This is a genomic window from Pseudomonas sp. CGJS7 (assembly GCF_036961695.1).
Genome location: NZ_JBAMDI010000011.1, coordinates 81551 through 97985 on the forward strand (window position 1 = coordinate 81551; position 16435 = coordinate 97985).

Genomic DNA, 16435 nt, shown 5'->3' on the forward strand with positions numbered 1-16435 from the left:
TGCGCTGGACTCACGACCAGAACGCCGCAACACGAGCGGTGAGCAGAAACTCGTCGCCGTCCGGCAGACTCTTGATGCGCTTGAGCTCCAGATCGAGCAAAACGTTCGAGCGGTTCAAGTCGCGCATGAACTGCGCCACCACAGCACCGGACGCAGCCAACCCTGTCACCTGCAGGCGACCACTATCAAGGCTCAGGCCGACTAGCTGCACACCTTCAGGCAACGCCCCTTCAAGGTCGGCGAAGACACCGGCCAATACACCCTGATGGGCGCGCAGGCCCTCCAGGGCCACCACACGGGCAAGTAGCGCTTCATGCTGTGCACGCACTTCGGCCAGCGGCTGCAACTGCTCATCCTGTATATCAAGGGTCGCTTGGCGCTGGGTATTGGCCAGCACCTGCTGCTGCCCGCGTTGGCGGGCCAGCTGATCGACCAGCATCACGGCGCACAAAGCCAGGAGTGCGCCAGCAATCAACTGTCCTCGAAAGCGCCGCAGCGCCGCCTGACGCTGCCGTTCGCGCCAGGGCAGAAGGTTCAGCCGCATCATGGGCGCAGCCCTCCCAAGGCCAAGGCGCAGGCCAGGAGCATCGCCCCATCAACATGTTCCAGCCCTGCCAGCCCTGGCAGGTAGGTGCACGGCACATTCAGCCGGCTGCCAAGGGCTTGTAACCAGCCCGGATTGATCGATGGGCTGCTGGCAACCCACAACCCCGCAGGCCGGCTCTGCCCGACCAGTAAAGCCTGGAGACGCTCTGGCCATTGCCCGTTCATGTCCGGGCCAGTCGTTTGCAGCTCACAGCGCTGGTACGCCCTGCCCAGCTGCCAGTCATGAAGGGTTACGCTGCGGTTTTCGACACGCAGCAGCGCTGCTCCCTCAAGGCCACCCTGTGGCAACATGCGGCACAAGGCAATGTTGTCGACCTCGACGGCTTCCAACTGCAAGCCCGCCTCCTCGACGACGGCTTCGAGTGACGCCAGCGCACTCTGCCGACAGGCTGCAACCATTACCTCGGAGCAACCTGGCTGGTCATGGGAAGCCCCCATGACCTGAAAATCCAAGGCCAGGTCTTCCAGCGGAAACGGAAACAGCCGCTCTGCATCGGCAAGCAGCTGTGCCTCCAACTGCGCCCCGCTCTGCTCCACCGGCAGATGGCACAACTTGCAGATAACCTGACTGGCCGGCAATGCCAGCGCTACCCGGCGTTGCCTGAGGCCGCTGCGCCGGTAAGCTCGCTGCAGCGCAGCCACCACCACCCCAGGCGCCTGAGCCCAGTCATCGGCCAGCGGCGCCTGAAACAGCTCTTGTGCCGACCCCATCACACGGCAGCGTCGATTGCGCTGCTGCAGTTGCATGATCCGAACGGCGTCGGGCGTAATTTCCACCCCCACGAGTGAACCGGCATCCTTGCCGAAGCGTCCAAACATCGCGACTCCTTTGCTGTCTGTTACAGCTGCCAAGCGCAGCCACCTGTCGCAACCCCGCGGCAACACTGGGCCAGGGCTACCCATCGAGTCGACGAGTAGCCTGGCCGGTCACCCGGAAAGGCGAAAAATGCTTATAATGCCCAGCGTTTTTTGGTCCACCGGACCTGCGTGCAATCCACTCCCAACCTGGACACCGAAAAGCCTTGATACGTCTGCTGAAGTTCTTCTGGTGGTCTTCCGTCGCAGTCATCTGCGCGCTCGTACTCGGTGTGAGCGGTGCGTTTCTGTATCTTAGTCCCAGCCTGCCCTCGGTCGAGTCCCTCAGAAGCATCCAGTTGCAGATCCCCCTCAGGGTGTACAGCAGCGATGGCAAGCTGATTGCCGAATTCGGCGAAATGCGCCGCTCGCCGATCCGCTTCGCGGAAATTCCCCCACAATTCATTCAGGCGCTGCTGTCAGCCGAGGACGACAATTTCCTCAACCACTACGGCGTCGACCCCAGCAGCCTGATGCGCGCAGCAACCCAGCTGGTGAAAACCGGTCATATCCAGACCGGCGGCAGCACCATCACCATGCAGGTAGCGAAGAACTTCTTCCTCACCAGCGAGCGCAGCTTCTCACGCAAGACCAACGAAATCCTGCTGGCCCTGCAGATCGAGCGTGAGCTGACCAAGGACGAAATCCTCGAGCTGTACGTGAACAAGATCTACCTGGGCAACCGCGCCTACGGTATCGATGCAGCTGCGCAGGTGTACTATGGCAAGTCCATCCGTGACGTGAGCCTGGCGCAGATGGCGATGATCGCCGGCCTGCCCAAGGCACCGTCGCGCTTCAACCCGCTGGCCAACCCGGTGCGCGCCAAAGAGCGCCGCGACTGGATCCTCGGGCGCATGTACAAGCTGGGCAAGATCGACCAGGCCAGCTACGAGGCCGCCCTGGCCGAGCCGCTCAACGCCAGCTATCACGTGCCGACGCCTGAGGTGAATGCCCCCTACATCGCCGAAATGGCCCGCGCGGAAATGGTCGGCCGCTACGGCAGCGACGCCTACACCGAAGGCTTCCGCGTCACAACCACCGTGCCTAGCGACATGCAGGAAATGGCCAACAAGGCCGTCCTCAAGGGTCTCTCCGATTACGATGAGCGCCACGGCTACCGTGGCCCTGAAGCACGCTTCCCGGGCCGCACCCAGGCAGCGTGGCTGCAGGAGCTGGGCAAGCAACGCACCCTTGGCGGCCTGGAGCCAGCCATTGTCACCCAGGTGGAACACACCGGCCTCAAGGTGCTGACCCGTGACGGCCAAGAGGCGCAGGTTGCCTGGGACACCATGAAATGGGCGCGCCCGTTCATCAACAACAACGCCCAGGGCCGTTCACCGCAGTCGCCGGCCGACGTGGCCCAGGTCGGTGACCTGGTGCGCCTGCAACGCCTTGACGATGGCACATTGAAGTTCAGCCAGGTGCCCGTTGCGCAGAGCGCCCTGGTCACCCTCGACCCGAACAGCGGCGCCATCCGCGCCCTGGTCGGCGGTTTCTCGTTCGAGCAGAGCAACTACAACCGCGCCGTGCAGGCCAAGCGCCAACCGGGCTCAAGTTTCAAACCATTCATCTACAGCGCCGCGCTGGACAGCGGCTACACCGCTTCCAGCCTGGTCAACGATGCGCCGATCGTGTTCGTTGACGAGTCAGTGGATAAAGTGTGGCGACCGAAGAACGATACCAACACCTTCCTCGGCCCTATCCGCATGCGTGAGGCGCTGTACAAGTCACGTAACCTGGTGTCGATCCGCCTGCTGCAAGCCATGGGCGTGGACCGCACCATCGACTACATCGCCAAGTTCGGCTTCAACAAGCAGGACCTGCCGCGCAACCTGTCGCTGGCCCTGGGCACCGCCACCCTGACCCCGATGGAAATCGCCACCGGCTGGAGCACCTTTGCCAACGGTGGGTACAAGATCACCCCGTACCTGATCGAGCGCATCGAGAGCCGCAGCGGCGAGACACTGTTCACCGCCAACCCGGCCCGCGTACCGCAAGGTGCCGAAGACCAGGCGGGCCTGGCCGCACCCGAGCAGCCAATCAGCACTGCGGCCATGCCAGGCGAGGCACCTTCTGCCTTCAGCCAGGTGGGCGCGGCATCGCAAGCGCCGGCAGTGGCCGAACAGATCATCGACGGGCGTACCACCTACATCCTCACCAGCATGCTGCAGGACGTGATCAAGCGCGGCACCGGCCGCCGGGCGCTGGCCTTGGGCCGCACCGACCTGGCGGGCAAGACGGGTACGACCAACGAATCCAAGGACGCCTGGTTCTCCGGTTACAACGCCGATTACGTGACTACCGTTTGGGTCGGCTTCGACCAACCGGAAACCCTCGGCCGCCGCGAATATGGTGGGACTGCGGCACTGCCGATCTGGATGAACTTCATGGGCGCGGCGCTCAAGGACAAGCCTGCGCATGCCCCGGCAGAACCGGAAGGCATTCTCAGCTTGCGCGTCGACCCGATCAGCGGGCGCGCTGCATCGCCGAGCACACCGAATGCCTACTTCGAGCTGTTCAAGGCCGAAGATTCTCCGCCGTCGGTGGACGAGCTGGGCAATGGCGCGGCACCGGGCAGCCCGCTGCCAGCCGATGAAGCGACGCCGATGGATCTGTTCTAAGGCAGGGCGCCTGACTCAGGTTTTGCGTGGGCGATCGATCTGATAGGCGCCACAAGTGCCCTGACCAACACCTTGCAGCCCTGACACATTCCCAAGCCCCAACAAAAAGCCCCGGCTCATGCGAGCCGGGGCTTTTTTATGTCGCTTGCTGCAATCAGCCGTTGAACACTTCATCCACGCTGGTCAGCGGGTAGTGCTTCGGATAAGGCAGGGTAGCCACGCCGGATTCGATGGCAGCCTTGGCCACAGCATCGGAAACGACGGTGATCAAGCGTGCATCCAGCGGCTTCGGAATGATGTACTCACGGCCGAACTCCAGGCCTTCAACGCCATAGGCTTCGCAAACTTCCTTCGGCACTGGCAGCTTGGCCAGGTCTTTCAGGGCGATAGCGGCAGCGATCTTCATCTCTTCGTTGATACGCTTGGCGCGAACGTCCAGAGCACCACGGAAGATGAACGGGAAGCCCAGTACGTTGTTGACCTGGTTCGGGTAGTCGGAACGACCGGTAGCCATGATCACGTCGTTGCGAGTGGCATGCGCCAGCTCTGGCGAGATTTCCGGGTCCGGGTTCGAGCAGGCGAACACGATCGGGTTGGCAGCCATCGACTTCAGGCCTTCCGGGCTCAGCAGGTTCGGGCCAGACAGACCTACGAACACGTCGGCACCGTCAAGGGCGTCGGCCAGGGTGCGCTTGTCGGTCGCGTGGGCGAACTGCGCCTTGTACTGGTTCAGGTCGTCACGGCCAGCGTGGATCACGCCACTACGGTCGATCATGAAGATGTTCTCGACCTTCGCACCCATGCTTACCAGCAGCTTCATGCAGGAAATGGCAGCAGCGCCGGCGCCCAGGCAGACGATCTTGGCTTCTTCCAGTTTCTTGCCGGCGATTTCCAGGGCGTTGATCATGCCAGCGGCAGTCACGATGGCAGTACCGTGCTGGTCATCGTGGAACACCGGGATGTCGCACTGTTCGATCAGGGTACGTTCGATTTCAAAGCACTCAGGTGCCTTGATGTCTTCAAGGTTGATGCCACCGAAGGTGATCGAAATGCGGCGAACGGTGTCGATGAACGCTTGCGGGCTTTCCGATTCGACTTCGATGTCGAACACATCGATACCGGCGAAACGCTTGAACAGAACACCCTTGCCTTCCATGACCGGCTTGGAAGCCAGTGGGCCGAGGTCACCCAGACCGAGGATGGCAGTGCCATCGGAAATCACCGCAACCAGGTTGCCTTTGCCGGTGTATTTGTAAGCCAGCTCTGGATCACGGCCAATTTCGCGCACCGGCTCTGCAACACCTGGGCTGTAGGCCAGGGCGAGGTCACGGGCGGTGGCAGTGGGCTTGGAGAGTTCAACGCTCAGTTTCCCCGGACGAGGTTGAGCGTGATATTCGAGAGCGGCGGTTTTCAGGTCTGACATGGTGGGCATTCCGCTATTTACTGTTCTGACGGACCGCCGAGGATACGCAAAGAGCCGGGGAGCCACAAGACTGGCCGGTCACTTGTGTCAAGGCCTTTAGCCTACGACTTTACGCTACAACCCACGGGGCATACGACCAACAGTGTGTACAATCCAGTAGCGAAATGTCTACATCTTTTAGCCTGAAATGCGCTCCAACATGCTCGGATCGGTCAATGGCAACACCCAGCGTCGCTGCCCGGGCTTGAGGCCACCACTGCGGGAACGATCCAGCACCCAGCCGCGCGCTTCGACCTGGCGTCCCTTGAGGTTATCGAAGAAGCTGGCGGGGAAGTTGCGCTGCAGACGAGCGGGAACCTGCAGCACCAGGGTACTGCCCAGGGTCAGCCAGACCCCACCGCGATTTCGCTCGATACCTTCGATACGACCACGCACAACAGCGAAACCTGACTGCCTGACATCGCTTGCAGCCACTACAGGCGAACGCCGCCACAGGCCAACGCCAGCCTGGCGCGCTACTTGTTCGGCAAGCTGCTGACAACCACTGAAACGCACATTGGGGGCAATGGCCACGCGGTAGCCCAAGCCGTCGCTAAGCAATTGTGCTTCCAGATTGTCGCCATTGCGGCTGTAGATGTGCGCCAGTGTGCGACCATACTTGTCCTTACCTTCAACACCAGGCACCAGCCCGACACGATCGTCATTGGCCTTTACCAAGGCCTGCAATCGCCGCCTGGCAGCTTCGGCATAGGGCTCACTGGTACGCCCCTTGCGGCCTATTTCCGGGGCATTGATACCGATCAGCCGCACACTGCGGCCATCGACCAGACGCAAGGTGTCGCCATCAACCACCTGTCGTACCGCTACCCATTGGGGCTTGTCCGGCTGTGGGCAGAACGCCAGGACCGGGAAATGACAGATAACGCCCACAAAAAAGGCGCCCACAAGGGACGCCTTCTTCAGCAACAATGCGAAACCCGAAGGATTCGCCATGCGCATGATTACTTCTTGGCACCGAACATGCCGAAGCGATCGGCGAACTTCTGTACGCGACCACCGGTGTCCAGAACTTTCTGCTTACCGGTGTAGAACGGGTGGCACAGGTTGCAAACGTCGATCGACAGGACGTTGCCCAGGGTCGAACGAGTTTCGAACTTGTTACCGCAGCTGCAGGTGACTGCAACTACTTCGTAGTTCGGGTGGATACCTTCTTTCATGGTCACTTCCTCGAGCTGCGTGCCGCCACCCAACACCAATTGTTGAATACCGCACGTAATTAGGCGGCGAATAATACCAGAGCACACCGTCAGCGCAAGATGTCGCTTGCACCGACCGTCGTCTGCTAGGCTCGCCAGTCCTTGTAACGCCCTCCGAGACTTTCCGCGTGTCCGACGTCATCCTGCGCCTTGCCCTGCCCTCTCCGCTGCGGCGCCTGTTCGACTACAAGGCGCCGGCGAGCATGGCGCGCCTGACCTTGACCCCTGGCATGCGCATCCGCGTGCCCTTTGGCCGCCGCGAAATGATCGGCGTGCTGATAGAGGTGTGCACGCAGAGCGAAGTGCCCGCCGACAAACTGAAGCCTGCCAGCGCCCTGCTCGACCCGGTATCCCCCATCCCCGCGTCGCTGTTCAAGCTGTGCCTGTGGACCGCCCAGTACTACCAGCACAGTCTGGGCGATACCCTGAGCTGGGCGCTGCCCACGCTACTGCGCCAGGGCGAGGCCGCCGAGATGCGCCAGGAACGCTTCTGGCACATAGCCCCTGGCGCCCGCCTGGAAGACCCGCGCATCGCCCGCGCGCCGCGCCAGCGCGACGCCCTCAAGACCCTGGCTCAGCACCCGCATGGCGTGGCCCACAGCCTGCTGGCCAAACTCAACCTGAACAAGGACAGCCTCGACCTGCTGCTGGCCAAGGATCTGGTGCAGATCGAGACGCGCCGCCACTTGCCGGCACTACGCCATGAGCACTGGCTGGCACAGCCGGAACTGCCGCTCAACGAAGAGCAACGCGAAGCCTTCGACGCCGTGTGCGAGGGTTTTGGCGGTTTCGGCGCGTTCTTGCTGGCCGGCGTCACCGGCAGTGGCAAGACCGAGGTCTACCTGCAACTGATCCGTGAAACCCTGGAAGCCGGCAAGCAGGCGCTGGTGCTGATCCCGGAGATCAACCTCGGCCCGCAAACCCTGGCCCGCTTCGAGCAACGCTTCAACGCGCGCATTGCCCTGCTGCACTCTGCGGTGAACGACCGCGAACGCCTGGATGCCTGGCTGGCGGCACGGGACGGCGAGGCCGATATCATCATCGGCACCCGCTCGGCATTGTTCACGCCGATGAAAAACCCCGGCCTGATCATCATCGACGAAGAGCACGACGGCTCCTATAAACAGCAGGAAGGCCTGCGGTACCACGCCCGCGACCTGGCGCTGGTACGCGCTCACCAGGAGAACATCCCGATCCTGCTCGGTTCCGCCACACCCTCGCTGGAAACCCTGCATAACGCCCTGACCGGCCGCTACCGCCTGCTGCGTATGAACCAACGCGCCGGGGGGGCACGCCCGCCGCGCATGCTGCGCCTGGATGTGAAGAGCCTGCCACTGGACAGCGGTATCAGCGGCCCGCTGCAGCAGGCTATCCGACAGACGCTGGAGGCCGGCCAACAAGTGCTGGTGTTCCTCAACCGCCGCGGCTTTGCTCCAACCCTGCTGTGCCACGATTGCGGCTGGCTGTCCGAATGCCCACGCTGCGATGCGCGCATGACCGTGCACCAGCGCTCCGGCGTGCTGCGCTGCCACCACTGTGGCTATGACGAACGCCTGCCGCACCAGTGCCCGCAATGCAACCACGTCGACCTGCGCCCGGTCGGTGCCGGTACCGAGCGCGCCGAAGAGCGCCTGAAGGTGCTGTTCCCGGATTACCCGATCCTGCGCGTGGACCGCGACAGCACGGCGCGCAAGGACGCCATGCACAACCTGTTCAGCACCATCCAGCGCGGCCAGCCGAGCATCCTCGTCGGCACCCAGATGCTCGCCAAGGGCCACCACTTCCCGCGGGTGACCCTGGTGGCCATCCTTGATGCCGATGGCGGGCTGTTTTCCGGTGACTTCCGCGCCAGCGAGCGCATGGCACAACTTATCGTACAGGTGGCCGGACGGGCCGGACGGGCCGAAGAGCCCGGCAAGGTCATCATCCAGACCCACCTGGCCGACCACCCACTGCTGGTCCAGCTAACCGAGCAAGGCTACTTCGCCTTCGCCGAACAGGCCCTGGACGAACGCCGAGCCGCCGGGCTGCCGCCCTACTCGCACCTGGCCTTGCTGCGTGCCGAAGCACACAAGCCGGGGCAGGCCGAAGGTTTCCTCGACGAAGCCTGTGCCGCCGCCGAGCGCCTGGTGGCCGAACAGCGCCTGCCGGGTATCGAACTGCTGGGCCCGGTACCGGCGCCCATGGAGCGCCGCGCCGGACGATTCCGCGCACAATTGTTGATACAGGCCAATACCCGGGCGCCGTTGCATCGACTGATCAGCGCCTGGTTGCTAGTGTTGGAGCAGTTGCCGAGCGGGCGCCAGGTGCGCTGGTCGCTGGATGTCGACCCGGTAGACCTGTATTGAGCTGCAAGCTGCGAGTTGCCAGCCGCAAGCAAGCGCCGGGCGGGTGCGATGCCGCTTTTTCTTGCCGCTTGTGGCCCCCAGCTTGCCGCCCAAAGGTTGGCAACCTGCTCCCGGCAACGGATAATGCCCAGTTTTTCCACCTGCGCATCCAGGCGCTCACCGCGCTTGCGGTCGAAAAGAGATCCCCATGAAAGACACCATTCGCCAGCTGATCCAGCAAGCCCTCACCCAACTCGTCACCGACGGTGTGCTGCCTGAAGGGCTGTCGCCGGCGATCCAGGTGGAAAACGCCCGGGACAAGACCCACGGCGACTTCGCCAGCAACATCGCCATGATGCTGGCCAAGCCGGCCGGCATGAAGCCGCGCGACCTCGCCGAAAAACTGATCAACGCCCTGCCGGCCAGCGCCGACATCAGCAAGGTCGAGATTGCAGGCCCCGGCTTCCTCAACTTCTTCCAGAACACCGACGCCCTGGCCAACCGCCTGGATGCCGCCCTGGCCGACGCCCACCTGGGTGCGCGCAAAGCCGGCCCGGCGCAAAAGGTGGTGATCGACATGTCGGCACCCAACCTGGCCAAGGAAATGCACGTCGGCCACCTGCGCTCGACCATCATCGGTGACAGCGTTGCGCGCGTGCTGGAGTTCCTGGGCGACAACGTCATCCGCCAGAACCACGTCGGCGACTGGGGTACCCAGTTCGGCATGCTGATGGCCTACCTGCAGGAAAACCCGATCACCAGCGACGAGCTGTCGGACCTGGAAAACTTCTACCGCGCGGCGAAGAAACGCTTCGATGAATCGGAAGAGTTCGCCACTCGCGCTCGCGGCCTGGTGGTCAAGCTGCAAGCCGGTGACCCCGAGTGTCTGGCCCTTTGGACACGCTTCAAGGACATCTCGCTGTCGCACTGCCAGAAGACCTATGAGCTGCTCAACGTCAAGCTGACCATGGCCGACGTGATGGGCGAAAGTGCCTACAACGACGACTTGGCCAACGTGGTGGCCGACCTCAAGGCCAAGGGCCTGCTGGTCGAAGACCAGGGCGCCCAATGCGTGTTCCTCGAAGAGTTCAAGAACAGCGACGGCGACCCCCTGCCGGTGATCGTGCAGAAGGCTGACGGCGGCTATCTGTACGCCACCACCGACCTGGCTGCCGTGCGTTACCGCAGCAACGTGTTGAAGGCTGACCGCGCACTGTACTTCGTCGACCAGCGCCAGGCCCTGCACTTCAATCAGGTGTTCGAAGTGGCCCGCCGCGCTGGCTTCGTCGGCCACCCGATGCAAATGGAGCACATGGGCTTCGGCACCATGAACGGCGCCGACGGCCGCCCGTTCAAGACCCGTGACGGCGGCACCGTGAAGCTGATCGACCTGCTCACCGAGGCCAAGGAGCGCGCCTACGCGCTGGTCAAGGAAAAAAACCCGAGCCTGGCCGACGACGAACTGCGCCACATCGGCGAGGTGGTGGGCATTGGCGCGGTGAAATACGCCGACCTGTCCAAGCACCGCACCAGCGACTACAGCTTCAACTTCGAGTTGATGCTCAACTTCGAAGGCAACACCGCGCCTTACCTGCTGTACGCTTACACCCGCGTAGCCGGCGTGTTCCGCAAGCTGGGCAAAGGCTTTGACGAAGTCGACGGCAAAATCGTGCTGCAAGCTGCCCACGAGCAGGACTTGGCCGCGCGCCTGGCGCAGTTTGGCGAAATCCTCAACAACGTCGCCGAAAAAGGCACGCCGCACGTGCTGTGCAGCTACCTGTACGACTTGGCCGGCCTGTTCTCCAGCTTCTACGAGAACTGCCCGATCCTCGCAGCCGAAACCCCTTCGCAGCAGCAGAGCCGGCTGCGCCTGGCCGCCCTGACTGGCCGCACCCTCAAACAAGGTCTGGAACTGCTCGGCCTGGAAACCCTGGAGCGCATGTAAGTTGGCTGCCAAGAAAAAACCTGCCCCGAAACGCGGCGCCAGCCGCCAGACGGCACCGGCCAAACAGCCGATCCCCGGCTGGGTATGGCTGGCGGTCGGCCTGACCGTAGGCGCGTTCATCGTGTTCCTGATGAAGCTCGAACCCGGTGGCGATGACATCAAGCGCACCAAGCCCGAGCAGGAGAAACCGGCGAAAGCGGCCGAAGCCGGCAAGCCCGCGCAAGCTACCCCGCAACAGCCGGTGAAGCCGAAGTACGACTTCTACACCCTGCTGCCGGAGTCTGAGGTGATCGTGCCGCCGGAAGCCGTACCGGAGAAAACCCCACCGGTGCCGGCCCAGCCAGTAACCCCGGTAACACCAGCAGAAGCGGCGAAAATCGACACGGCGAGGGCCCAGGCAGCGTTGCTCGGCCAGACCCCGCCACCGCCACCACCCGTGATCAAGCCGGCGGCGACCACGCAGTACTTCCTTCAGGCCGGCTCGTTCCGCAAGCAGGCCGATGCCGACAAGGTACGGGCACAGATCATCCTGCTGGGCCAGTCCGTGAAAGTGGAGTCGGGCACGGTCAAGGATGAAACCTGGTACCGCGTGCTGGTCGGGCCGTTCAGCAACCGCGAGCAGTTGACCGGAGCACAGAAGCAGCTGGCTGGGGCCGGGTTCAGCAACCTGTTGCTGCAACAGCGGCAGACCCGTCAGTAATGAAGAAGGCCTTGCCGCAGCGGTGCGACAAGGCCTTCTTTATATGGACAGCATTGCCCGTGAAGGGGCTGTAAAGCAGCCCCGCTACCGTCAGCCCCGCCCCGCATTCCTTTCGGACACCTGGCTGTTCAACGTCCAGAAGTCATACAGCACCCCCACCAGGAACAACCCGCCGGTAAAGAAGTAGATGATCGCGGTGATCCACTTGCCCTGATACAGCCGGTGCAGGCCAAACACCCCCAGGAAGGTCAGCAGGATCCAGGCGATGTTGTAGTCGATACGCCCGGACTGAAACCTCAGGTCGGCTTCACGGTCCATGGACGGGATCAGGAACAGGTCGATCAACCAGCCAATGCCCAGCAAGCCCAAGGTGAAGAACCAGATGGTCCCGGTAATCGGCTTGCCGTAATAGAAACGATGGGAACCGGTGAAGCCGAAAATCCACAGCAGGTAGCCGATGGTTTTGCTGTGGGTGTCGTGAAAGGGCACCCCCTGTTGATAACTGTTCATTCATAGCCCCTGTGGGTTATCCGAAAATTTTCTAAGAAAAAATGTGACTTTTTCGTCGCAAGCCGACATACGGCGCCTGGCAATCGACCAACGGATCAATAACTGATCAAAAAGCTGTTATAAAGTTGCGCGCCAACACATAACTATTCATAAGAGCTTCATCTATGCCGCCTTTGATCAAGACATGGCTGACCCTCTGCCTATTATTGCCCCTGGCCGCCCACGCCACCAATCGTGAGCAACGTCTTCCCAATGGTTTCACCGGCTACACGACCAACGCCTCGGTGAAACGCGCACCAGTCAAACAGACCGCGCTACGCGCCCGCCCAAGCAATGCCGCCAGCAGCCGCGGTGCGAATGTCGCCGCCATGTCGCCTAAGCAAAGCAGCGATGTGCTGAGCCGTGCGGTAAATGTGCTCGGCACTCCTTATGTTTGGGGCGGCAGCAGCCCGAAAAAAGGCTTTGACTGCAGCGGGCTGGTCAAATACGCCTTCAACGACGTCGCCGACGTCGACCTGCCGCGCACCTCCAATGCCATGGCCCGGGGCCACGGGGTGAAGGTGGCCAAGGGTGATCTGAAGCCTGGCGACCTGATCTTCTTCAACATCAAGAGCCGTCGGGTCAATCACGTAGCCATCTACCTGGGTAACGACCGCTTCATCCACGCTCCACGTCGTGGCAAGCGGGTGAGTATCGACACCTTGAGCAAGCCTTACTGGCAGAAGCACTACGTGGTGGCCAAGCGGGTGCTGCCGAAAGAGCAGCAGCTGAGTCTGGCCAAGCGTTAATCTGATCGGCGCTATCCGGTACCGGCCCCTTCGCGGGCACGCCCGCTCCCACAGGTAGCGCGTCGCTCTCGCGGGCAGCGCCATACCTGTGGGAGCGGGCGCGCCCGCGAAAGGGCCTTTGCAGGTACTACAAGCCTTACTACAAGCCTTTGATCAACCCTCGCTCCCTCAGCCTCCGCAACGCCCCCTCCATCGTCAGCATCCCCTCCGCCGCCCCGCCCTGCATCACTGAAGACAACTGCGCCAACCGCCCCTCCCGAACCAGGTTACGCACCGCCGGCGTCGCCACCAGCACTTCCCGCGCCGCCACCCGCCCACCCCCTACGCGCCTGACCAGCACCTGCGCGACCACCAGGCGCAGCGACTCGGCCAGCATCGCCCGCACCAACGGCTTTTCCTCGGCAGCAAACACCTCCACCAACCTGTCGATGCTGCTGGTCGCCGAACGCGCATGCACGGTTGCCAGCACCAGGTGCCCGGTTTCCGCCGCGCGCAGGGCCAGGCGAATGGTTTCCAGGTCGCGCAACTCGCCGATCATGATCACGTCCGGGTCCTGGCGCAGCGCACTGCGCAGCCCCTGAGCAAAGCCGCGAGTATGGCGCCCCATCTCACGCTGGTTGACCAGGCTGCGCTGGCTGGCATGGATGACCTCGACAGGGTCTTCCAGGGTAATGATGTGCAGCGCCCGCTCGCGGTTCAGCTGGTCGAGCAGCGTTGCCAGGGTGCTGGACTTGCCACTACCGGTCGGCCCGCCCACGAGGATCAAGCCATCCCGGCAATGCGCAACAGCTTGAAACACATCCGCAAGGTCCAGCTCACTCACCGTCGCAATGCGCCCCGGGATCAGCCGAAAGGTAATCGCCGGGCCATTCAACTGGCGAAACAGGTTCAGCCGAAAGCGCCCAAGCGCCGGCAACTCCAGCGCAAGGTCCATTTCATCGCCTTGGGCCCACTGCCGGCGCTGATCGTCATCCAGCACGCTGGCCATGCCCTCGATCAAGGCACCCTGATTCAACGGCGGCAAGCCCATACGCTGCAACTCGCCATCCAGGCGCAGCATCGGAATCTGGCCCGTCGCCAGGTGCAGGTCTGAAGCCCCCGCATCCACAGCTCGGGCCAACAGGTCGGTCACATCCATAAGACTCCCCAAAGGCCTTCAAGCAGGTAGAATGCCGCAGACCCCACAGCTGCCGGCATCGATCCATGTCCACCCTAGCAGACAACCTTTCCGCGATTTCCGCCCGTATCGCCAGTGCTGCCCAGGCAGTCGGGCGTGATCCGGCCAGCGTCCAGTTGCTGGCCGTGAGCAAGACCAAGCCCGCCAGCGCTATCCGCGAGATCCATGCCGCCGGTGTGCACGACTTCGGGGAGAATTACCTACAGGAAGCACTGACAAAGCAGCAGGCCCTCAGCGACTTGCCCTTGATCTGGCACTTCATCGGCCCCATTCAGTCGAACAAGACCAAAGCCATCGCCGAGCATTTCGACTGGGTGCATTCCGTGGACCGCCTGAAAATTGCCCAACGCCTGTCGGAACAGCGCCCCGCCGGGTTGGCGCCGCTGAACATCTGCCTGCAGGTAAACGTCAGCGGCGAAGACAGTAAATCCGGCTGCACCCCGGCCGACCTACCCGCGTTGGCCAAAGCCGTAGCCGCACTGCCCAACCTGCGCCTGCGCGGGCTGATGGCAATCCCGGAACCCACCGAAGACCGCGCCACCCAGGAGGCCGCCTTCGCCAGCCTGCGCAAGTTGCAGGAAGGCCTGGGGCTTGGCCTGGACACCCTGTCCATGGGCATGAGCCACGACCTGGAAGCGGCCATCGCCCAGGGCGCGACGTGGGTACGGATTGGCACGGCCCTGTTCGGAGCCCGCGACTACGGCAACACCTGATTCCATGCTTCACTCACTCTTTTCCACAAGGACCTGACATGAGCAAGACACGTATTGCCTTTATCGGCGCCGGCAACATGGCCGCCAGCCTGATCGGTGGTCTGCGTGCCCAGGGCCTGGACGCCTCGCAGATCCGCGCCAGCGACCCGGGCGCCGAGACCCGCAGTCGCATCCAGGCCGAGCACGGCATTGAAGCCTTCGAGGACAACGCCCAGGCCATCGATGGCGCTGACGTCATCGTGCTGGCGGTCAAGCCACAAGTCATGAAAACCGTATGTCAGGCACTGCAACCCAACCTGCAGGATGGCCAGCTGATCGTTTCCATCGCCGCCGGCATCACGTGCGCCAGCCTGCAAAGCTGGGTGGGCGCTCGCCCGGTGGTGCGCTGCATGCCCAATACCCCGGCATTGCTGCGCCAAGGCGTGAGCGGCCTGTACGCCACCGCTGAAGTGTCCGGCGAACAGCGTCAGCAGGCCGAACAACTGCTGTCGGCCGTGGGCACCGCCCTGTGGCTGGAGCAGGAGCAGCAACTGGACGCCGTGACAGCTGTGTCCGGCAGTGGCCCGGCGTACTTCTTCCTGCTGATCGAGGCCATGACCGCGGCAGGCGAAAAACTCGGCCTGCCACGCGAAACAGCCTCCCAACTGACCTTGCAGACGGCCCTGGGCGCCGCGCGCATGGCAGTTGCAAGCGACGTCGATGCCGCTGAACTGCGCCGCCGCGTCACTTCGCCCGCCGGCACCACGGAAGCGGCGATCAAGTCGTTCCAGGCCAGCGGCTTCGAAGCCATCGTCGAGCAGGCGCTGCAGGCTGCAGCCACGCGCTCTGCCGAGCTGGCCGAACAACTGGGCAAATAAGGAGCCTTAGATGAATGCACTGTCAGGCGCCGCGATTTTCGTGGTGCAAACCCTGGTCAGCCTTTACCTGGTAATCGTCCTGCTGCGCTTCGTGCTGCAACTGGTCAAGGCCAACTTCTACAACCCGCTGTGCCAGTTCGCCGTTCGTGCCACCCAACCGCTGCTCAAGCCGATCCGCCGGATCATCCCTAGCGTTGGCGGGCTGGATACCTCGTCGCTACTGCTGGCGGTGGTCATCCAGGCCTTGCTGATGGGCTTTGTGCTGATGGTCACCTACGGTACCTTCGGCGACGTCCTGCACCTGCTGATGTGGGCGATCATCGGCATCACCTCGCTGTTCCTGAAGATTTTCTGGGTGGCGATGATCGTCATGGTGATCGTTTCCTGGGTTGCACCCAACAGCCACAACCCGGCGGCCGAACTGGCCTACCAGATCAGCGAGCCGGTGCTGGCGCCGTTCCGCCGCCTGGTGCCAAATCTGGGTGGCATGGACATCTCGCCGATCTTCGCCTTCCTGGCGATCCAGGTGGTCCAGTCGTTTGTCATGCCCCCGCTGGCCGCCTACGCCGGCATGCCTCAAGAGCTGTGGCGAATGATCTGAGGCTCGCCAGCGCCAGCTTGCCCCCAGTCGCAAGCCTTTGCTTGCCGCTGGGGGTA

The 16435-nt window shown here is 62.9% G+C and carries 15 protein-coding genes; 8 read left to right on the forward strand and 7 right to left on the reverse strand.

Annotated elements, in window-relative coordinates:
* Positions 1-10 precede the first annotated feature (10 nt).
* Together V7787_RS09515 and pilM are read right to left on the reverse strand one after the other, a co-directional pair.
* The gene (locus V7787_RS09515; RefSeq protein ID WP_020191285.1) at positions 11-547 is read right to left on the reverse strand and encodes a PilN domain-containing protein; all 537 of its coding nucleotides are present in this window, start codon (positions 545-547) and stop codon (positions 11-13) included.
* Positions 544-1425: a type IV pilus biogenesis protein PilM gene (pilM, locus tag V7787_RS09520; protein WP_336087596.1), complete on the reverse strand. Its 882-nt coding sequence runs from the start codon at positions 1423-1425 to the stop codon at positions 544-546. The genes V7787_RS09515 and pilM overlap by 4 nt, the downstream gene beginning before the upstream one ends.
* A gap of 206 nt (positions 1426-1631) precedes the next feature.
* Here pilM and V7787_RS09525 point away from each other — a divergent pair, with 206 nt between their 5' ends.
* Complete coding sequence (locus V7787_RS09525) at positions 1632-4082, forward strand: penicillin-binding protein 1A (RefSeq protein ID WP_371919370.1); 2451 nt, start codon at positions 1632-1634, stop codon at positions 4080-4082.
* A gap of 154 nt (positions 4083-4236) precedes the next feature.
* Here the strand turns inward: V7787_RS09525 and V7787_RS09530 are convergent, their stop codons facing one another.
* From V7787_RS09530 to rpmE, 3 genes are all read right to left on the reverse strand, one after another.
* Positions 4237-5505: a malic enzyme-like NAD(P)-binding protein gene (locus tag V7787_RS09530; protein WP_004575488.1), complete on the reverse strand. Its 1269-nt coding sequence runs from the start codon at positions 5503-5505 to the stop codon at positions 4237-4239.
* 177 nt (positions 5506-5682) lie between these two features.
* Entirely contained in the window at positions 5683-6504 is an 822-nt protein-coding gene (locus V7787_RS09535) for a thermonuclease family protein (RefSeq protein WP_336087601.1), read from the reverse strand.
* A 2-nt stretch (positions 6505-6506) separates the two neighbouring features.
* Positions 6507-6722: a 50S ribosomal protein L31 gene (gene rpmE, locus V7787_RS09540; protein WP_003249127.1), complete on the reverse strand. Its 216-nt coding sequence runs from the start codon at positions 6720-6722 to the stop codon at positions 6507-6509.
* Between the two features lie 167 nt (positions 6723-6889).
* Here rpmE and V7787_RS09545 point away from each other — a divergent pair, with 167 nt between their 5' ends.
* The 3 genes from V7787_RS09545 (at position 6890) to V7787_RS09555 (ending at position 11733) form a co-directional block, all read left to right on the forward strand.
* On the forward strand, positions 6890-9109 hold the full coding sequence (locus tag V7787_RS09545; RefSeq protein WP_010955632.1) for a primosomal protein N': 2220 nt from the start codon (positions 6890-6892) through the stop codon (positions 9107-9109).
* A 187-nt stretch (positions 9110-9296) separates the two neighbouring features.
* A complete protein-coding gene (argS, locus tag V7787_RS09550; RefSeq protein WP_010955633.1) occupies positions 9297-11033 on the forward strand; it encodes an arginine--tRNA ligase in 1737 nt (578 codons plus the stop codon).
* A gap of 1 nt (position 11034) precedes the next feature.
* Positions 11035-11733 (forward strand): SPOR domain-containing protein, encoded by a 699-nt coding sequence (locus tag V7787_RS09555; protein ID WP_014859104.1) that lies wholly within the window; start codon positions 11035-11037, stop codon positions 11731-11733.
* Between the two features lie 90 nt (positions 11734-11823).
* Here the strand turns inward: V7787_RS09555 and V7787_RS09560 are convergent, their stop codons facing one another.
* Positions 11824-12243 carry an NINE protein gene (locus V7787_RS09560; protein WP_010955634.1) on the reverse strand — a complete coding sequence of 140 codons (420 nt, stop codon included), beginning with the start codon at positions 12241-12243 and terminating at the stop codon, positions 11824-11826.
* Positions 12244-12407: 164 nt separating this feature from the next.
* On the opposite strand from V7787_RS09560, the gene V7787_RS09565 reads away from it, so the two are divergent.
* On the forward strand, positions 12408-13031 hold the full coding sequence (locus V7787_RS09565; RefSeq protein WP_020191289.1) for a C40 family peptidase: 624 nt from the start codon (positions 12408-12410) through the stop codon (positions 13029-13031).
* 139 nt (positions 13032-13170) lie between these two features.
* Here V7787_RS09565 and V7787_RS09570 read toward each other — a convergent pair whose 3' ends face one another.
* Positions 13171-14169 carry a type IV pilus twitching motility protein PilT gene (locus tag V7787_RS09570; protein ID WP_336087610.1) on the reverse strand — a complete coding sequence of 333 codons (999 nt, stop codon included), beginning with the start codon at positions 14167-14169 and terminating at the stop codon, positions 13171-13173.
* Between the two features lie 65 nt (positions 14170-14234).
* Here V7787_RS09570 and V7787_RS09575 point away from each other — a divergent pair, with 65 nt between their 5' ends.
* The 3 genes from V7787_RS09575 to V7787_RS09585 are packed head-to-tail and all read left to right on the forward strand — an operon-like array spanning position 14235 to position 16379.
* On the forward strand, positions 14235-14921 hold the full coding sequence (locus V7787_RS09575; protein WP_010955637.1) for a YggS family pyridoxal phosphate-dependent enzyme: 687 nt from the start codon (positions 14235-14237) through the stop codon (positions 14919-14921).
* A gap of 38 nt (positions 14922-14959) precedes the next feature.
* On the forward strand, positions 14960-15778 hold the full coding sequence (gene proC / locus V7787_RS09580) for a pyrroline-5-carboxylate reductase (protein ID WP_004575483.1): 819 nt from the start codon (positions 14960-14962) through the stop codon (positions 15776-15778).
* 10 nt (positions 15779-15788) lie between these two features.
* Positions 15789-16379 (forward strand): YggT family protein, encoded by a 591-nt coding sequence (locus V7787_RS09585; protein WP_003249110.1) that lies wholly within the window; start codon positions 15789-15791, stop codon positions 16377-16379.
* The last annotated feature ends 56 nt before the right edge of the window (positions 16380-16435 follow it).